At 53.9% G+C, this 16,295-nt stretch carries 17 protein-coding genes; 12 read left to right on the top strand and 5 right to left on the bottom strand.

Annotation, left to right across the window (positions count from 1 at the left end; translation table 11 throughout):
* Positions 1-57: 57 nt before the first annotated feature.
* Positions 58-2,508, bottom strand: coding sequence for a glycerol-3-phosphate 1-O-acyltransferase PlsB (gene plsB / locus FCN78_RS00465; protein ID WP_077659179.1), 2,451 nt, complete (start codon positions 2,506-2,508; stop codon positions 58-60).
* 213 nt (positions 2,509-2,721) lie between these two features.
* Between plsB and lexA the strand changes: the two genes are divergently transcribed.
* The 6 genes from lexA to FCN78_RS00495 all read left to right on the top strand — a co-directional run bounded on the left by lexA (position 2,722) and on the right by FCN78_RS00495 (position 8,692).
* Positions 2,722-3,348 (top strand): transcriptional repressor LexA, encoded by a 627-nt coding sequence (gene lexA / locus FCN78_RS00470; protein WP_077456800.1) that lies wholly within the window; start codon positions 2,722-2,724, stop codon positions 3,346-3,348.
* 120 nt (positions 3,349-3,468) lie between these two features.
* The gene (locus tag FCN78_RS00475; RefSeq protein WP_235607563.1) at positions 3,469-4,263 is read left to right on the top strand and encodes a class I SAM-dependent methyltransferase; all 795 of its coding nucleotides are present in this window, start codon (positions 3,469-3,471) and stop codon (positions 4,261-4,263) included.
* Positions 4,264-4,571: 308 nt separating this feature from the next.
* Positions 4,572-5,687: a cytochrome c oxidase subunit II gene (coxB, locus tag FCN78_RS00480; RefSeq protein ID WP_069361978.1), complete on the top strand. Its 1,116-nt coding sequence runs from the start codon at positions 4,572-4,574 to the stop codon at positions 5,685-5,687.
* 9 nt (positions 5,688-5,696) lie between these two features.
* Positions 5,697-7,298, top strand: coding sequence for a cytochrome c oxidase subunit I (gene ctaD / locus FCN78_RS00485; protein ID WP_077659104.1), 1,602 nt, complete (start codon positions 5,697-5,699; stop codon positions 7,296-7,298).
* Entirely contained in the window at positions 7,288-7,815 is a 528-nt protein-coding gene (locus FCN78_RS00490) for a cytochrome c oxidase assembly protein (protein ID WP_077485951.1), read from the top strand. The genes ctaD and FCN78_RS00490 overlap by 11 nt, the downstream gene beginning before the upstream one ends.
* 10 nt (positions 7,816-7,825) lie before the next feature.
* Positions 7,826-8,692 carry a cytochrome c oxidase subunit 3 gene (locus FCN78_RS00495; protein WP_069361975.1) on the top strand — a complete coding sequence of 289 codons (867 nt, stop codon included), beginning with the start codon at positions 7,826-7,828 and terminating at the stop codon, positions 8,690-8,692.
* A gap of 1 nt (position 8,693) precedes the next feature.
* On the opposite strand, the gene FCN78_RS00500 is transcribed toward FCN78_RS00495, so the two are convergent.
* Entirely contained in the window at positions 8,694-8,900 is a 207-nt protein-coding gene (locus FCN78_RS00500) for a DUF2909 family protein (RefSeq protein WP_069361974.1), read from the bottom strand.
* Positions 8,901-8,945: 45 nt separating this feature from the next.
* On the opposite strand from FCN78_RS00500, the gene FCN78_RS00505 reads away from it, so the two are divergent.
* Genes FCN78_RS00505 through cyoE form a run of 4 tightly spaced genes read left to right on the top strand, consistent with a single transcriptional unit; the run spans position 8,946 to position 12,073 of the window.
* Positions 8,946-9,653 carry an SURF1 family protein gene (locus FCN78_RS00505; protein WP_158012815.1) on the top strand — a complete coding sequence of 236 codons (708 nt, stop codon included), beginning with the start codon at positions 8,946-8,948 and terminating at the stop codon, positions 9,651-9,653.
* Positions 9,650-10,171, top strand: a complete 522-nt coding sequence (locus tag FCN78_RS00510) for a hypothetical protein (protein ID WP_077659106.1) — start codon at positions 9,650-9,652, stop codon at positions 10,169-10,171. The genes FCN78_RS00505 and FCN78_RS00510 overlap by 4 nt, the downstream gene beginning before the upstream one ends.
* 2 nt (positions 10,172-10,173) lie before the next feature.
* Complete coding sequence (locus FCN78_RS00515; RefSeq protein ID WP_077659107.1) at positions 10,174-11,196, top strand: COX15/CtaA family protein; 1,023 nt, start codon at positions 10,174-10,176, stop codon at positions 11,194-11,196.
* Positions 11,171-12,073: a heme o synthase gene (gene cyoE, locus FCN78_RS00520; RefSeq protein ID WP_069361971.1), complete on the top strand. Its 903-nt coding sequence runs from the start codon at positions 11,171-11,173 to the stop codon at positions 12,071-12,073. The genes FCN78_RS00515 and cyoE overlap by 26 nt, the downstream gene beginning before the upstream one ends.
* Before the next feature lie 18 nt (positions 12,074-12,091).
* Here the strand turns inward: cyoE and FCN78_RS00525 are convergent, their stop codons facing one another.
* Positions 12,092-12,340: a DUF3862 domain-containing protein gene (locus tag FCN78_RS00525; protein ID WP_077456791.1), complete on the bottom strand. Its 249-nt coding sequence runs from the start codon at positions 12,338-12,340 to the stop codon at positions 12,092-12,094.
* 288 nt (positions 12,341-12,628) lie between these two features.
* Between FCN78_RS00525 and dinF the strand changes: the two genes are divergently transcribed.
* Positions 12,629-13,969, top strand: a complete 1,341-nt coding sequence (gene dinF, locus FCN78_RS00530; protein ID WP_077659108.1) for an MATE family efflux transporter DinF — start codon at positions 12,629-12,631, stop codon at positions 13,967-13,969.
* Positions 13,970-14,029: 60 nt separating this feature from the next.
* On the opposite strand, the gene nfuA is transcribed toward dinF, so the two are convergent.
* Positions 14,030-14,689 (bottom strand): Fe-S biogenesis protein NfuA, encoded by a 660-nt coding sequence (nfuA, locus tag FCN78_RS00535; RefSeq protein ID WP_176719644.1) that lies wholly within the window; start codon positions 14,687-14,689, stop codon positions 14,030-14,032.
* A 36-nt stretch (positions 14,690-14,725) separates the two neighbouring features.
* Positions 14,726-15,457 carry a ComF family protein gene (locus FCN78_RS00540; protein ID WP_077659109.1) on the bottom strand — a complete coding sequence of 244 codons (732 nt, stop codon included), beginning with the start codon at positions 15,455-15,457 and terminating at the stop codon, positions 14,726-14,728.
* Between the two features lie 39 nt (positions 15,458-15,496).
* On the opposite strand from FCN78_RS00540, the gene bioH reads away from it, so the two are divergent.
* Entirely contained in the window at positions 15,497-16,276 is a 780-nt protein-coding gene (gene bioH / locus FCN78_RS00545; RefSeq protein WP_077659110.1) for a pimeloyl-ACP methyl ester esterase BioH, read from the top strand.
* The last annotated feature ends 19 nt before the right edge of the window (positions 16,277-16,295 follow it).

Below are 16,295 nucleotides of genomic sequence, written 5' to 3' on the forward strand. Positions count from 1 at the left end.
GCTTCTTGATAAAGCGCCTTTTTTGATCAGGGTTGATTGGTGAACGGACGGTTTCGCTTAGCTTTTGTCCGTCTTGTGCGTACCTAGTGGCTGATTAAGCACCGCTTGAATGGTCAATTGCACTTCCGGTGAAATTAACCCACACACCAGATCGTTGAGTGCGGCGATACGCTCGGCATTGGCTTTGGCATCATCATCCAAATAGCCTTGCTCACGGAGCGTATCGACGAAGGTGCTAAATACGCCTTTGTCAAAAAACTCAGGTGCATTAATACCGTGTAAGCGGCTCAGACGCTGTGCCAGCATTTGGCTGTGTTTTTCCAAATCGCGCTTATCAATGTGTGGCTGGTGGCTGAATAAGGTGAGCGTAATCGCGTAGCGCTGCAGCGTTTCGGCAATGGTACGGCCAAGTAATTGCAGCTCACCGAGCTTGGCATTATTCATGGTCACTTTGCCATCGTCACAACACAGCAGCGACTGATCGTGCATCGCATGTAGCAAGGCATCGAAATAGCTTTCGAGTCCCGCGTCATCAAAACTCATAAAAAGTTCTGCTTTGAGCAAGGGGTACAGCTGCTGTACGCAGGCGCGTAAGCCCGATTGGCTAATCGATTTGTGGGTCACCAATATTTGCGCGATCAGCGACGGCAGCGCCACCAGATGGATCACATTGTTGCGATAATAGGTCATTAGGATCGCTTGTTGGCGATCTAAGGAAATCACCTCGCCCATGGTGTCTTTTTCGACCACCAATTTGTTGAGTGATAACGCGTGATCGACCAAATCCGCCGGTGACGCTTGAGGCACACTGCTGCTTGGCGAGTAAGGCGCTTGCGTTAATAAAGCCTTATACACACCCAGTTGTGTTTCCAGTGCTTCACGGCTTAAGGCGCGCTGGCGCGAGGCGAGCAATGCAGTGGCACATAAGTTGAGGGCATTCGTGGCCGCCGCATCGTTAATGTGGGTCATCACCTTGGTGGCCAAATCGCTGACGACTGGGTTCATCCACGCCGGCTTTTGTGGCTCGATGGGGTTGACGTAGTCATGCCAGTCAGGGACTTGTTCATTAAGGTGCTGGTTGAGTGCAATGGGCTCGCCAAAGTTAACGTAACCGAGGCCATAATTACGCAGTTTGCGCACAATACCAAGCACCTGGCCAAAGCTTTCTTTCTCTTTGCGTTGGCCTTGGAGCTCTTTGGCGTAGGTGTTGACCTCCATGACGTGCTCGTAGCCGATATAGACAGGCACCAAGGTAATGGGGCGTTGTTGACCGCGCAGCATGGCTTGCAAGGTCATGGCGAGCATGCCTGTTTTTGCTGGCAGTAAGCGGCCTGTGCGAGAGCGGCCCCCTTCGGCAAAGTACTCGACCGAGTAACCTCGGGCAAATAACTCGGCCAAGTACTCGCGGAAAACGGTGGAATACAGGCGGTTGCCCTTAAAGCTGCGGCGAATAAAGAAGGCACCACCACGACGGAAAAGCGGCCCAGCGGGGAAGAAGTTGAGATTCACGCCAGCGGCAATATGCGGTGGCACCAACCCTTCTTTGTACAGCACATACGAAAGCAATAAGTAGTCCATGTGTGAGCGGTGGCAGGGCACATAAACGATTTCATGACCGTCTTGCGCTAACTGACGTACTCGTTCGGCATTATTGACGTTGATGCCTTGATAGAGCTTGTTCCAAAGCCAGGTAAGAATGCGGTCACTGTAACGGATCAAGCGATAGGAAAAGTTAGCGGCGATCTCTTCCATCATATCGACCGCTTCTTTACGAACTTTTTCAACCGATACATCACGGCTTTGCGCTTCGTCGTGGACGACTTTGTCGATGGCCTTTGATGCCAGCAGGCGTTTGAATAGCAGAGCGCGATTAGGCAAACGAGGGCCTGAAGCCGCGAGTTTTTGCCGCGAGAAGTGGATCATCGCCACCCGCGCCAATTTATGGGCGATGGCTTGGTCGGTGCCGTGCTTGTCGGCCATGTAGCGCAGCGACACCGCTTGGCTGATGCGCACCATGCCATCACGGCCACGAGTAAGAATGGTCCACAGCTTCTCGGGGCCATTCATCGCGCGCAGAATGGCTTGGTGGCGCTGGGTCTCATTGCCCGGATCGCGCTGCCAAAGCACCGAGGCAGGCACAAGTTGAATATCTAACTCGCTGTCTTGCCGGTGTAAGTGGAGTAAGTCTTTAAAATGCGCGAGCGAGCGCGCAGGCAGATCGTCATCACCGGAAAACACCTTGCGTCCGTGACTAATAAACACGTAGCGCGGCAAGGTGACATCGCCAATGGTCAAGGGCGTTAACGGATCGGGAAGCCCTTGACGCAGACAGGTACGCCGTAAGGTTAATAAATCCGAATGAGACCGAAACGGCAACACATACACGATGGGCCGTGCGAGTGACAGATTAAGCTGTTCGACCGGTTCAGAGGGAATGCATTGGGTTTTTACCCAGGCAGAAAGCGGCAAATTCAATAGCTTGTAATAAATCTTTTGCCAGAGCGCCATGATTGTCAGTGCCTCAAATTCAAAATGCGCGCCAAGGATAGCAGAAAAGTGCCGCGAACTTGCAAACAAAGGTCGAGATTGACCGCTCTGCTGCGCGTCATCGGCGGCGTTCACGAGAATGAGATCCGCTTCTCGTGGGCATAATTAGTGCTTTTCAAGCTGCAGTTTACTGGATATACTCACAGTTAACTGTATAAAAAGACAGGTAAGAGCATGAAGCCGTTAACCGCGAGACAGCAACAGATCTTCGATTTGATTAAAGCACACATTGAAGAGACAGGAATGCCCCCCACCCGCGCCGAGATCGCCCGTCAATTGGGGTTTCGTTCGGCGAATGCCGCTGAGGAGCATTTAAAAGCCTTGGCCCGCAAAGGGGTACTGGAGATTATCCCAGGCGCCTCGCGTGGTATTCGTTTGATCAGTGAAGAAGAAGTGGTGACGCCGGAAGAGCAAGGGCTGCCCTTAATTGGTCGTGTCGCCGCCGGGGAGCCGATACTGGCGCAAGAGCACGTGGAAAGCCACTATCAGGTCGATCCTGCGCTATTCAAGCCTAATGCTGACTTCCTGCTTCGTGTGAATGGCATGAGCATGAAAGACATTGGTATCCTCGATGGTGATTTGCTCGCCGTCCACAAAACGCAAGATGTGCACAATGGCCAGGTGGTGGTTGCCCGTGTCGATGACGATGTGACGGTCAAACGCCTTGAGAAAAAAGGCGCACAAGTGGTCCTTCACGCTGAAAACGATGAGTTTATGCCCATTTCGGTGGATTTAACCGCACAATCGCTGACCATTGAAGGCGTCGCTGTGGGGGTGATCCGTAATACCGACTGGATGTGATCCTGGCCTGGGCGGGCGAGAGCGTCCGCCATTAAAGCGCGGTTAAAAAAACACCTTTGCATTCTTGCTAAGTTAAACGATAATTATTATCATCAAAAATTATCGTGTGTGGAGGTGTCCGTGCGTACTCAACAGCATTCTGTTCCCAGTAAGCTATTTAAGCCAATGTGGCTGCGCAGTCGTGAGAGCCTGACTGACGACGGGGTGATCTATGATCCTATGGCGGCCGCGGCCTGTCAGGGGTGCGTGTTGCAGCCCGAATGCGATTGGCGCAACCTCGATCAAACCCAGCTGCTTTATGCCACACTCACTAGCCAATGTGATGCCATCGTCAAACAGTTTTTGGCCCAGCATCCCACTGCGTGGATTATTAACGTGGGTGGCGGATTAGATACCCGCTTTTATCGATTGGATAACGGCCGCTGTCGCTGGTTGGAAGTGGACGTGGACGAAACCCTGCTCTGGCGTGAGCGCCTCTTTCATACCAGTGAGCGGTTTCGGATGGTGCAAGGCTCGGTCAAGCAGCTTGACTGGCTGGCGCAGTTGGCGGTGCCGGCCGGTCACCCGACGATGCTGATTTGCGATCAAGCCTTGTTAGAATGCACTAACCAAGACATTTCTGCTTTTTGCCACCATATTAGCCGTTATTTCCCCCAACTTGAGGCTTGCTTGGTCTTGGCGGGGGACAAATGTCATACTCACATGGGCCAAAAGCTCGGCTGTGAGCGCTACCAACACGGGTTCACCGACCCCAGAATGGCGATTATTAATGCGTTACCTTGGGCGTGTCGCGTGGAGGAAAAATCCCCGCTCGATAAGCCGTGTCCGCGTTGGCGACTGTGGCAGCGTGCCCTGGCGGCGATGCCGCGTTACCGTCTGCGTTTTACCCCGGTGGTTCTGCACCTAGAACTGTAGTGCGGCGTGGTTCGCCGCCTGCCGCGCCTGCGTGATGTATCAGTATGTGCTTGGCATCACGATCTTTTTCTGCTGTTTTTTTGTCCTTTAGGCAAACCTCTCCTAAATTGAATGTAAATAAAACGTTAATGAACTTGACCGGCTGTATCGCATTTTTTCCTTAACGACGGCTTGCTGATATCGCCACTCTGACTGCTATCACGGCGTGAGACGTTGGTATGTGGCCATAGGCAGCGAGGCTTTGCATTGATGCCGTGAGGCAGGAGGGAGCCGTGCTGAGGCACCAACGACGAATCCTAGCATTGGGAATGGCTTTGCTCAGTGGCCCAGCGCTGGCCGCCGAGCGTGAAGGCTGGAACCTCACCCAAGGGGTGACGGCCATCAGTCAGCAGGTGTATGACCTGCACATGACCATCTTTTACATCTGCGTGGCGATTGGCGTGCTGGTATTCGGGGTGATGTTTTGGGCCATCATCCGCCACCGCAAATCCAAAGGCGCAAAGCCTGCCTCGTTTCATGAAAGCACCAAAGTAGAAATTGCGTGGACGCTCGTGCCGTTTTTGATTTTGGTGGGCATGGCAATTCCGGCCACCCAGGTGTTACTCGATATGGAAGATACCAGCGAGCCGGCACTCACGGTGCAGGTAACGGGCTCACAATGGAAGTGGCATTACCGCTATTTTGACCATGACGTTGCCTTCTTTTCACTGCTTGCCTCTAGTCCGGAACAAATCCGCAATGAAAGACAAAAGCGTGATACCTATTTGCTCGAGGTCGATCAGCCTTTGGTGTTGCCGGTGGGGCGTAAGGTGCGCTTTTTGATCACCTCACAAGATGTGATTCATTCGTGGTGGGTGCCCGCCTTTGCGGTGAAGAAAGATGCCAACCCCGGCTTTATTAATGAGGCGTGGACCAAAATTGATAAGCCCGGCATTTACCGCGGCCAATGTGCAGAGCTGTGCGGGAAAGACCACGGCTTTATGCCGATTGTGGTGATCGCCAAGCCCCAAGCGGAATTTGATGCTTGGGTGCAAGAAACCGCCTTGGCACAGCAGAAAGCGCGCGAAGAGGAGCAACGCTTGCTGGACATGGAAATGCCGATGGATGAGCTGATGGCGCTCGGCAAACAAGTGTATGACAGCCGCTGTGGCATGTGTCACCAAAGCGAAGGGCAAGGGATGCCGGGCGTGTTCCCCGCGTTGGCCGGCGCTGAGATTGCTACTCAACCGGATAGATTGGTCGACCATATCGATATTGTCGTCAACGGTAAAGCGGGCACTGCCATGCAAGCGTTTGGCCCGCAATTGTCGCTCAAAGAATTGGCAGCGGTGGTGACCTATGAGCGTAATGCGTGGGGCAATGACACTGGTGAGACCGTACAAGCTGCGCAAATCAACGCGGTAAAGTCAGGTGAAGATCTTTAGGAGCGCGTGATGACAGATACTACCCCAGATAACCTGCATGGCGATCATCACCACAAACCACGTGGGATCATGCGTTGGGTGTTGACCACCAACCACAAAGACATTGGCTCCATGTACCTGATTTTCAGCTTCACCATGTTTTTACTGGGTGGGGCAATGGCGATGGTGATCCGCGCCGAGCTTTTCCAGCCCGGACTACAATTGGTTGAGCCTAACTTTTTCAACCAAATGACCACAGTGCATGGCCTGATCATGGTGTTTGGCGCGGTGATGCCCGCGTTTACCGGTTTGGCTAACTGGATGGTGCCGATGATGATTGGGGCGCCGGACATGGCGCTGCCACGGATGAATAACTGGAGCTTTTGGATCCTGCCGTTCGCATTCTTGCTACTCATTGGCTCCTTGTTTATGGAAGGCGGCGGCCCTAACTTTGGTTGGACTTTCTACGCACCGCTGTCGACCACCTATAGCCCAGACAGTACCGGCTTATTTGTGTTTGCCCTGCATATCATGGGGATCAGCTCGATCATGGGCGCCATCAATGTGATTGTCACCATCACCAATATGCGTGCGCCGGGCATGACCTACATGAAAATGCCGCTGTTTGTTTGGACGTGGCTGATCACCGCCTTTTTGCTCATTGCAGTGATGCCGGTGTTGGCGGGCGCGGCCACCATGGTGCTTACCGATAAGTACTTTGGTACCAGCTTTTTCGATGCCGCGGGGGGCGGCGATCCAGTTTTGTTTCAGCATATTTTCTGGTTCTTTGGTCACCCCGAGGTCTACATCATGATTTTGCCAAGCTTTGGCATTATCTCGGCCATTGTCCCTGCGTTTTCACGCAAGCGCCTGTTCGGTTATAGCTCGATGGTGTATGCCACCGCCTCGATTGCGGGGTTGAGCTTTTTGGTGTGGGCGCACCATATGTTCACCACCGGGATGCCGGTGTTTGCCGAACTATTTTTCATGTTCTGTACCATGCTGATTTCGGTGCCCACTGGGGTGAAGGTCTTTAACTGGGTCGCCACCATGTGGCGGGGATCCTTGACCTTTGAAGTGCCCATGTTGTTTGCGATTGCCTTTATTGTCTTGTTTACCATCGGTGGGTTTTCGGGCTTGATGCTGGCCATTACCCCGGTCGATTTTCAGTATCACGATACCTATTTTGTGGTGGCGCACTTCCACTATGTGCTGGTTTCGGGGGCGGTGTTCTCGATTATGGCCGCCGCTTACTACTGGCTCCCCAAGTGGACGGGCCATATGTTTAATGAAACCTTGGCCAAGTGGCACTTTTGGTGTTCGGTGATTTCGGTGAATGTGCTTTTCTTCCCCATGCACTTTCTGGGACTGGCGGGGATGCCACGCCGGATCCCTGACTATGCCCTGCAGTTTGCCGACGTGAATGCGATTGTCAGTATCGGTGGCTTTGCCTTTGGTTTATCGCAACTCATCTTCTTGGTGGTGGTGATTCAATGCGCACGGGGTGGCGCACCAGCGGCCGCTAAACCGTGGGAAGGTGCCGAAGGGCTGGAGTGGACTGTACCTTCACCGGCACCGTATCACACCTTTGAGACACCGCCTGATCTCAAGGAGGTGCGAGATGGCCACTAAATCAACCCGCTCCGCTCGCCGATTACTGCTACTCGCAGTGGTGATGTTTGGCTTTGCCTTTGCCTTAGTGCCTTTGTATGACGTGTTCTGTGAGGTGACGGGGATTAATGGTAAAACCGATACCGAGGCGGCCGCATCCAGCGCAGGCATTGATCAAGACCGCTTGGTGACCATTGAGTTTATCGCCTATATCAACCCCGGCATGCGTTGGACGTTTGAGCCCCAAGTCAACCAGATGCAAGTGCACCCTGGTGCGACTCACACGATTAATTATCTCGCAACCAATAACGCGCGCTACGACACCATTGGCCAAGCCGTGCCTTCGGTCTCGCCGGGTCTAGCGGCGCAGTACTTGAACAAAATTGAATGTTTTTGCTTTAACCGTCAGCCATTACCACGTGGGGAGGATGCTGCGTTGCCCCTGGTGTTTTACGTGGATCCTGAGTTGCCGGATGACATTAACCACTTAACGCTGGCTTACACCTTGTTTGATGTGACCGCCAGCGCCGAGGAATAAGGAGACGCTCATGGCGACGCCTGAACGTTATTATGTCCCAGCGGCGAGTATTTGGCCGATTGTCGGTGCCGTGGCGCTGTTTTTAATCGCTGCTGGCGCGGGGGCGACCGTGGGTGGTTTATTTGGTGGCAGTGGCCCTTGGCTGTTGCTGGCAGGCACTGTGCTTATTTTGGTGATGCTTACCGGCTGGTTTCGCGACGTGATCCGTGAGTCCATGCAAGGGCTGTACTCGGCGCAAATGGACCGCTCTTTTCGCCAAGGAATGAGCTGGTTTATTTTCTCTGAGGTGATGTTTTTTGGTGCCTTCTTCGGCGCGCTCTTTTATGCCCGTTTTATCGCTGTCCCTTGGCTCGGTGGTGCGAGCAATAACGCGATGACCGCGGCGGTGCTGTGGCCGGATTTTGTCGCTCAGTGGCCGTTGACCCTCACGCCTGGTGGGATTGAAACCACTGCGATGCCGGCAATGGGACTGCCCTTGCTTAACACACTTATCCTACTGACCTCATCGGTCACGCTCCATATTGCCCATACCGCGATTGAAAAAAATCAGCGCGAGCGACTGAAAGGCTTTTTACTGGTCACGGTATTGCTTGGGGCGCTGTTTATGTTCTTTCAAGGTGAAGAGTATGTGCACGCCTACCAAGAAATGAATCTGCGTCTCGATTCCGGAGTTTATGGCAACACCTTTTATTTATTAACTGGCTTTCATGGCCTACACGTTACATTAGGCACCATCATGCTGTTGGTGGTGTGGCTGCGTGTGATGCGGGGGCATTTTAGCCCTGAGCATCACTTTGGCTTTCAAGCTAGCGCCTGGTATTGGCACTTTGTCGATGTGGTCTGGCTATGCTTGTTTGTCTTCGTGTATATCTTGTAGCTCAGTAAGGACGCGGGTTAGGGGCTATCCAGCCCATGGAGAGCGCAATCAGTAATAATACGAAGACAACTACGGAAAACAGCACACGCCGACCGAGATAACGCGATAAAGGCACGGAACTATCGCCTTTTAGGAGTACCGGCAAGGCACGAAAGAGATTAAACAGAATAAAAACCAGTAAACAAATCAGAATAGCTTTGACCAACATAAGCGCTCCTTAGCGCAATAGGTAATCATGAAACAAGGACGGCGAATGGGGTTTCTGATATTGACTGTGGTTGTGGTCTTGCTGCTCGTCAAGTTAAGCCATTGGCAATGGACGCGTGGCGAGCAAAAAGCCCAACATCTGGCACAGTTTGAGGCCAATCAAGCACCGGAATCGCTCTCAGGCTCGGTGCAAAAAGGGCAATACCTGGCGATTGATGGCCAGTTTCGTCCCGAGTTTGCCGTGTGGCTCGACAATCAGACCCATCAAGGTCGCGTGGGCTACCGCCTTTTTCTTCCCTTCATTCCAAGCCAGCAGCCATCGCAATGGTGGTTGGTGGAGTTGGGCTGGATGGCCGCGCCTGCGCTGCGCCGCTTGCCGGCGGTGCCAGAGTTGGCATCGCGTTACCAGCTGTCTGGCTTCGTTGATACACCGTCTAAGCGGGTGGTACTCAAAAAAGAAACGGCATCGCATGATTGGCCCGCTCGGAGGCAGCGCATTGACTTACAAGCCTTGAAGGCCCAATTGCCAACGCTTAATCCGCAGTGGCTGATACGGACAGAAAAACTGGTGGATGTGACCACGCCGAGCACAGATGCCTTGGCGCAAGCTGGGGTGACGCCAGTGTGGCAGCCGGTGGTGATGCCGCCAGCAAAACATTATGGCTATGCTTTGCAATGGGCATTGATGGCGCTCGCGGTCAGTATTGGCGCAGGTATTTGGTGGTACAAAACAAAACAGAGGGAAGCGATGTGAAAGGACGCATGACGCTGGTGGCACTGATTGGCATTTTTGTCCTGCCCGTGGTGGTGGCGAAATTGGTGCTGGAGAAAAGCTGGTATGAAAAAGGGGTCACCAATTACGGGCAGTTTCTCTCTGAGCCAGCGACCCTAAATTGGTTACCCGAACAAGGCCAGTGGCGGTTGATTTATCGGGTGCCAGAGCAATGTGATTCTGTGTGTGAACAAGCGCTGTTTCAGTTAACACAAATTCCCATTGCGGTGGGCAAAGAGCGAGACCGGGTCAGTAGCGTGGCACTGACGAGCACCGCCCAGAAAGCGCCGGAGGTACTGACACGGCAAACCCTGACGACGGAGCAAGCGCAGGCATGGCAGCAGCAAGCGTTTGATAAAAAAACCATTTATCTTAGCGATCCGATGAACAATGTGGTGCTGGCCTATCCAGTCAGTGACGATAAAACCCAGTGGGTGGCGCAAGGTAAAGGCTTATTGCGCGATCTCAAACGGCTTCTCAAGTTGTCTAAGGTAGGCTGATTATGGCAACGCGTCGCTACCAACTCGCCGTCTTATCGACACTGATGCTGGCCGTGCTGGTGGTTGGACTCGGCGCGTATACCCGCCTGACGGAAGCGGGACTGGGCTGCCCAGACTGGCCCGGATGCTATGGCCATTTAGGAGTGCCGGCCAGTGACAGCGCGCAATCGGTCGCCATGTCGCGTTTCCCAGATGCGCCGCTCGATATCAATAAAGCGTGGAATGAAATGCTGCACCGCTACGTGGCCGGCACCCTAGGGCTGGCGATTTTTGCGTTGGCCTGGATCAGCTGGCGACGTCCTGACTATCAGGCGTTGCGACCGCTGACCACCTTGCTCAGTGTGGTGGTCATCGCGCAAGCCGCCCTAGGGATGTGGACGGTGACCCTAAGTTTAATGCCGGTGGTGGTAATGGCGCACTTACTCGGTGGTTTCACCACGGTATGCTTGCTGGTTTGGCTGGCGGTGGCAACAGGCGCGCTCCGATTGCCGGCAATTGCGGTGTCGTCATCCGCACGTCGTGTGGGTACCTTGGCCTTGGTGGCGGTGATTATACAAATCGGACTCGGCGGCTGGACCTCCGCCAACTATGCCGCCACTGTATGCACTCAGCTTCCTATCTGTGAAAGCCCTTGGTGGCAGCTTTTCACCCCTTCCGCTTTTCATCCTGTCAGTCCTCTTAGCGATACCTATCAGTTTGGGGTGCTGAACCATGCCGAGCGGGTGACCATTCATGCCACGCACCGTCTGGGCGCCATGGTGGTCACCGCGTTAGTGCTCGCTTGGGCATGGGGGCTGTGGCGTGCTGGGGCGCGTGCGCTGGCAATGAGTGTCAGCGCCGTGTTGGCGATTCAAATTACGCTGGGCGTGACCAATGTGGTCGCGCTACTGCCGCTGAGTGTGGCGGTGGCGCATAACCTCGGTGGATTGTCGCTATTGGCCACATTGCTCCTCACCCGATTTTTATGTCTTTCAGCGTCGACCCGACAAGGAGCCCGTGATGGCACAGTTTCAACGTACCGCTAGTGTTTCGACGCCTGCTGGCGCTAGTTGGCGAGATTATTATGAGCTGACCAAGCCGCGCGTGGTCGCCATGTTGCTCCTCACTGCGCTGGTGGGAATGTGTTTAGCCACCCCCGGCTGGCCACCTTGGTCGGCCGTATTGGTAGGGTTATTTGGCATTGGCGCACAAGCCAGTGCCGCGGCGGTGTTTAATCACGTGATCGACTGGAAAATTGACACGAAAATGCAGCGCACCCGCCATCGCCCCGTTGCCGAGGGACGAGTCACTCAAGGCGCCGCGTTGGCCTTTGCGGTAGGGCTGATGGTGAGCGGTTTTATCGCCTGTTGGTGGCTGAACCCGCTCACGGCTTGGCTAACGTTTGCTAGCCTGGTCGGGTATGCGTTGGTGTATACCCAGTGGCTTAAACCCGCGACCCCGCAAAATATCGTGATTGGTGGTTTGGCCGGTGCAATGCCACCACTGCTAGGCTGGACCGCGGTGACCGGAGAGCTTCACGCGCATGCGTTGCTGTTGGTGATGATCATTTTTACCTGGACGCCGCCTCACTTTTGGGCGTTAGCGATACATCGTCGCCATGATTATGCCAAAGCCGATGTGCCAATGCTGCCGGTCACTCACGGGGTAGGGTTTACCCAAACCATGGTGTTGCTTTATACCCTACTGCTGGTCATCGTGGGCATTTTCCCTTGGCTGACTGGAATGAGTGGTTGGCTGTATCTGGTAGGGGCGACCACGCTAAACCTGGTCTTTGTTGGCTATGCGTGGCGACTGAAAACCCAGTCGCAAAAAGGCATCGCGTGGCAGACCTTTAAGTTCTCGATATGGCATATCTTCGCGACCTTTGTGGTGCTGCTTGCCGACCACGCGTTGCGCTATTGAGTTGCGCTATGGGAGGGACTATTTTAGCCCTTTTGCCGACAGCACGGTGGCTTTGTCGGCGACAAACGAGACTTTGATGTGTTGACCATCGCCACCCCATACACAGTGGGTCAATCCCATGGTGTCGTCGCATTGGCTTGGCTCGCCAATGTGGCTCACAACCACGTCATAGCTCATGCCGACTTCAAGTTGATCATAGTTTTGCTTGGTGACTTTCGAACAGCCCGCGAGTAATACCACCAACACACAAGCAAAAAATACACGCATAACCCTTCCTTATTCATTCAGTGATGAGGGCAGTTGACGCAGTGTAACTGACCCAGTGTAACTGACGCAGTGCAACTGGCGCAGTGCAACTGGCGCAGTGCAACTGGCGCAGTGCAACTGGCGCAGTGAGGCTGCCGCTCGTCGATGAGATTGCTGCAATGGTACACTGCTGCACCCATCAGGGCTACCCAAGGATGTGAGCGCTTGTCGGTGCAATCATGTTCTTTATCAAAAATAGATTACCTCCCTCACTCAGTGTGGGTTCTTTAAGATTCAAAACGAGGCAGTATGTGGCAGTCTTTAACCCAGCGTGAACTTCACTGGCGCGTTTTATCGCTGGCTTTACCCATGGTGATCTCCAACATTACCGTCCCCTTGTTAGGGCTAGTGGATGCCGCGGTGATCGGCCATTTGGAGCATGCGTGGTATCTAGGTGGCGTGGCGGTTGGCAGCACCATGATTAATGTCACCTTTTGGTTGTTGGGCTTTTTGCGTATGGCGACCACCGGGTTTACCGCGCAAGCCTATGGCGCGAGTGATAACCGTGAGCTGGCGGCGACCTTTGTGCGTGGGGCGACCTTAGCGGGCTTGCTGGCTGTACTCTTAATCGCATTGCATGTGCCCATTTTAGAGGGGGTGATGCACTTTAGTGATGCCAGCGTTGAGGTGAAACACTATGCGAGCCAGTATTTCTCCATTCGGATCTTTAGTGCACCGGCGACCTTGATGAACTTGGTGATCATGGGCTGGCTACTGGGGGCCCAAAATGCGCGCCAGCCGATGTGGCTACTGATTGTGGTTAACAGTGCCAATATTATCCTTGATCTGCTGTTTGTGGTGGGCCTCGATATGAAAGTCGAAGGGGCCGCAGCGGCCAGTGTGGTTGCCGATTATCTCGGCCTCATGCTGGGGCTCTATTTTGTCAAAGGTATCTGGCAGTCGCGTCAGTTACCGACCGTTCGGTCGGTATTTGAGCGCGGGCTGACTGGGATGAGCCGTTTGCTAAAGCTTAATCGAGACATCTTTTTGCGCAGCCTTAGTTTGCAGTTGGCGTTTACTTTTATGACCTTCCAAGGGGCGACGCTTGGTGACGAGATTGTGGCCGCCAATGCGGTATTGATGAGCTTTCTGATGCTGATTTCCTTTGCGATGGACGGCTTTGCTTATGCGATGGAGGCGATGGTGGGGAAAGCGGTTGGCGCGCAGAGCAAGTCTGCGTTGTTGGTGTCACTGATAGGCAGCACTTTTTGGTCGTTGGTGATTTGCTTGGCGATCACGCTGGCGTTTGGCGTGGCAGGCCATCACATCATTGCGCTGATTTCCGATATTGAGGCGGTGCGTGACCAAGCGGCGCGTTATTTGCCTTGGCTGGTGGCCATGCCTTTGGTGTCGATGTGGTGCTTTTTGCTCGACGGTATCTTTATCGGGGCCACGCGGGGTAAAGACATGCGCAATGGGATGTTTGTCGCCACTGCAGGTTTTTTTGCTGCCTGGTGGTTAGCGCAAGGGTGGGGCAATCACGCATTGTGGTTAGCGATGCTTACTTTTATGGCGCTACGAGGGCTCAGTCTCGCGGTGTGCTTTGTTTACCATTGGCGACGAGACAGCTTTTTTGATGTCACCCACTGAGTCCTATCAACCAAAAAAACAGGCCAGTTGGCCTGTTTTTGCGATGGAGGGGACAGCGTCTTAGTAGTAAGAGTGATCGCCACGGGCGTGCTCGGTGACATCACGCACGCCGTTTAACTCACCGCTGAATTCGGCCAGCAACTGCTTTTCGATCCCTTCTTTTAAGGTCACGTCTACCATTGAGCAGCCATTACAACCGCCACCGAATTGCAAAATCGCCACCGCGTCATCGGTGATTTCAATCAAGTTCACATGGCCGCCATGGCTGGCAAGCTGTGGGTTAACTTGGCTTTGAATCACGTAATCAACCCGCTCCATCAAAGGCGCATCGGAGGCCACTTTCCGCATTTTCGCATTCGGTGCTTTCAACGTCAGCTGTGAGCCCATTTTATCGGTGACAAAGTCGATTTCCGCTTCGTCTAAAAAGGGCAGGCTCATCTCATCGATAAAGGCCGAAAACCCGTTAAATTTGAGTTCGGTATCGCTGCCTTCTATCGCTTCGGGGGGACAATAAGAAACACCGCACTCGGCGTTTGGCGTGCCTGGGTTAACCACAAACACGCGAATATTGGTGCCCTCGGGCTGTTGCTCAAGCAGCTTCACAAAGTGGCTTTGTGCATTTTCTGAAATATTGACTTCTGACACGACAAATACCTGACTAATCCAGTGTGTTTTATACAGTGTACTCCGGTTTGCGTTGGCTATCACCCCTTGAAGCATGTGGCTACTTTATGAGCATGGATAGCACGCTTTCCGTTAGGGTAGATCGGTACGTGCCAAACAGTAAATATCGATCGTTTCTGCGCCGGCTCGCCGCAATAATCGGCACAGCTGCGACACCGTTTGTCCGGTTGTTACCACGTCGTCAATGATAGCCACATGCGAACCTGGCAGCTCGCCGCTGATCGCAAACGCATGTTTCAGATTAGAGAGCCGCGCCTGTCGGCTTAAACCTTGTTGTGGCGCAGTATGGCGATGTCGGACTAAAACGTTATCGACGACGTGAGTATCCAGGTAGTCGGCCAGTGCCCAGGCTAAATGCCCGCTTTGATTAAAGCCGCGCTGCCAGCGGCGCCGCCAATGGAGTGGAACAGGCAGCAATACGGGGGCGGGGTGATGGATACGTTCACTTAACTGGCGGGCAAAAGGTATCGCCAATTCAAAGGCCTGTTGGTATTTAAATGCATGGATAAGCTGCGGCAGCGGATCCTCGTAGGCACTGATCGCGACCAAGCGGTCCCATGCTGGAGGGTGGCTAAGGCAGACACCACAGCGTGCTTGTGGGGTTGGGACCGGCAGGCCGCAACATTGGCATAGACAATAAGAGTAGTGCGCATCCCAGCAGGCGGCACAGCATAAAGCCGGGGTGGCACTCACGGGTGCGGCATCCAATGACAAGTGGCAAACCGGACACTGAGAGGGCAAGAGTTTGCCTCTCCAGTGGGTGAGTAAACGCGTGAAGCGCTGTGGTGTGATTGCTGATATCATAGGCACCTTGATTGAAAAGCAACCAAGGCAGTGTAAAGCATGGCGTTATGTGATTGGCAATCTCACGGGCAAGGTCCCGATCTGGTTCTCATTCATGGCTGGGGAATGAACAGCGCTGTCTGGTCAATGTTGCTCCCTTACTTGACCGCGCACTATCGTGTTCACTGTGTTGACCTGCCGGGTTTTGGCGACAGCGCCCATCAACCGGATCTTGATATCGAGAAACTGGCACAAGTGTTGCTTAAAGAATCACCAGCGCATGCAACTTGGATAGGTTGGTCACTGGGCGGATTAGTGGCAACACAAGCCGCACTGTTATCGCCACAGCGCGTGACTGGATTGGTCACTATCGCCAGCTCACCCAAGTTTGTCGCAGAGCCAGGGTGGCGTGGGATCAAGTCGGCGGTACTCACCGACTTTGCCGACCAGCTTGAGCGTGATTTTTCGCAAACGGTGGAGCGCTTCATGGCGCTGCAAGCCATGGGGTCACCCACGGCGAGAAAAGATGTGAAAGCGCTCAAACAAGCGGTATTTTCGCGACCGGCGCCTGACCCTCGCGCGTTGGCGGATGGCTTGGCGATGCTGGCAAACACGGATCTGCGCCAGCAGTGTGAGGCGATTTCCGTGCCGTGGCTGCGGTTATACGGGCGGCTAGACGGTTTGGTGCCTGCGTCGGTGGCGGAAGCTGTCTCTGCGTTAGCGCCTCATTCGCAATGTGCGGTATTGGCACACAGTGCTCATGCCCCCTTTGTGACGGAGCCTGACGAAGTGGTGGACAAGCTACTTGCCTTTTTAGGCACAAACTTGCCGCCCAAATAGTGTGCGCTGATCGTTTTTT

Source organism: Salinivibrio kushneri, from assembly GCF_005280275.1.
Lineage (GTDB): Bacteria > Pseudomonadota > Gammaproteobacteria > Enterobacterales > Vibrionaceae > Salinivibrio > Salinivibrio kushneri.